This window comes from Vibrio makurazakiensis (genome assembly GCF_050337375.1).
Lineage (GTDB): Bacteria > Pseudomonadota > Gammaproteobacteria > Enterobacterales > Vibrionaceae > Vibrio > Vibrio makurazakiensis.
Map to the genome: position 1 here is coordinate 1 of NZ_JAKJSW010000408.1, position 1,878 is coordinate 1,878.

At 39.5% G+C, this 1,878-nt stretch carries 2 protein-coding genes; one reads left to right on the top strand and one right to left on the bottom strand.

All coding sequences use genetic code 11. From position 1 onward, the window contains the following. A partial coding sequence (locus tag L4C33_RS21980; RefSeq protein ID WP_428814509.1) for a GGDEF domain-containing protein occupies positions 1-685 on the bottom strand: 685 nt, incomplete at its 3' end. Between the two features lie 410 nt (positions 686-1,095). On the opposite strand from L4C33_RS21980, the gene L4C33_RS21985 reads away from it, so the two are divergent. Continuing rightward, positions 1,096-1,857, top strand: a complete 762-nt coding sequence (locus tag L4C33_RS21985; protein ID WP_428814510.1) for a substrate-binding periplasmic protein — start codon at positions 1,096-1,098, stop codon at positions 1,855-1,857. Positions 1,858-1,878 lie beyond the last annotated feature (21 nt).

Sequence of the window (1,878 nt, forward strand, 5' to 3'; positions counted from 1 at the left end):
GAACTTGAGCGACTTGCCTTAATGCTTCATCCCCAGCGACGTGCCCATAATTATCGTTATAAGGTTTGAAATAATCGATATCTAGAAGCACGACACTTAAGTGCTGCTCGTTAGAAGTAGCCTGCTGCCAAACTTTGGCTAGGTATTGGTTGAAAAATGTTCGATTATTCAGTCCCGTTAACGCATCAGTTTCTGAAAGTTTTTTGATTTTATTATTGGCGCTAGATAGGTCAGTAATTAAAGTTTCACGTTCCACATTCTCTTTTATCCATTGGATTGAACGCAAGTGAAGTTTTCCAGCGTAGAAGAAAAGGTAAATAGCACCGGTAGCGATAATTGTACCGCCAGAAAGGTGCTGCTGTTGTGCGAATATTAGGTAAAGAGAAACAGGCCCCATTAAAGACCAGAAATAGGCATGGAAGGCTAAACGGAAGTTGATGTGATAAATGATACCGCCAAATGCGAGCCCTGATGTAATAAGCACTACCGGAACTTGTACGTCGGGTTGTTCAGTTTGGAGAGTCAGTATGGCGCCTAGTGCCCAAACAAAGCCGATAGCCGATGAAGAAAGCGTGTAAACATATTGCGAACACTTAGAAGAAACAACACGTTCTATTTGTCTGTTCATGCTGCGGATTAAGCAAAAACGCCCAGCAAGAACAATACTTAGAAGTGCGAACCACATGATAGCCTTGATAGAGGAATCAAACAGGTATTGTGCAAACAAACAACRAAAAAGCCCTACAACCAGGTGGTTTAGCGCTATAAACGGGTAGCCCTCAAATGCGGATTGGTACGCTGAACGCAGAGTTTTTTGAGAAATAGTCGAGCTAAGCACAGTCGTGATTCTGCTTTTTACAAGTCAATGTGCTGTTACTATAATCTCAACTGCTAACTTTGCAATATGACGAACTGTAATAAATTTAATTTCTGCTATTAAAATTAGTTTTTCTACTTCSATAGTGTTGTATTTATTGCATTGAGTTGGCTGTAAATTATTTTACGCTTAATAAATCCCTTCTTTTAGCTAGACGCAAGCAAATTTGACTCCTAACTTTAATCTATGTTTGATTGAAACATATGGATTTACAAATTATGCGATTAGTTAAGTTCTATGCAATTTTGTTTGCAGTGTATTCAATGTCAGCAACGAGCCAAAATCTCAATTCTTTGACTTATTTAACTGAAGAATACCCACCTTACAACTTTAGTGAGTCAGGTCAGCTCAAAGGAATAGCCGTCGACTTGCTAATTAAGGCTTCAGAAGAGGTCGGTGAAGCAATAAAAGAAGATGATATTGCACTTCAACCGTGGGCGAGAGCGTATCGCTCAACATTAATTCGTCCTGATACAGTGCTGTTTTCTACGACAAGAACGACATTAAGGGAGAACCTTTTTCACTGGGTTGGTCCAATTTCAGAAACTAGAATTGTCATCATCGCTAAGAAAAGCCACCAAATTAGCATTCAATCCGCAATGGATATTGCACAATATCGAGTGGGTGTAATTAGGGATGATGTAGGGGAACAATTGCTTTTAGAGGCGGGAGTTCCTAGGGATTCAATTCAAGAAAACTCTTACGCAGAAAACATTGCACAGCAACTCCAGAAAGACAGAGTTGATCTTTGGGCATATGAAGAAAATGTAGCTAAGTGGTGGATAGCAACTGCTGGCTTTAAAACCTCAGATTATGAAGTCGTGCATGTGTTACAGGAGGGGGAACTCTATTTCGCCTTCAACAAGAACACCGATTTGCAAGTGATTCAATTACTTCAGAAGGGCATTGATTTGGTGAAAGAGACCGATAATGAAGATGGAGTTAACAAATTCGATTCAATTTTGAATTTTTATCGTTAACTTGAACGATAACCATCAAGT

What these genes read in the sequence shown, in the direction of transcription:
- L4C33_RS21985 (WP_428814510.1), top strand. Translation starts at nt 1,096, where the DNA reads ATGCGATTAGTTAAGTTCTATGCAATTTTGTTTGCAGTGTATTCAATG.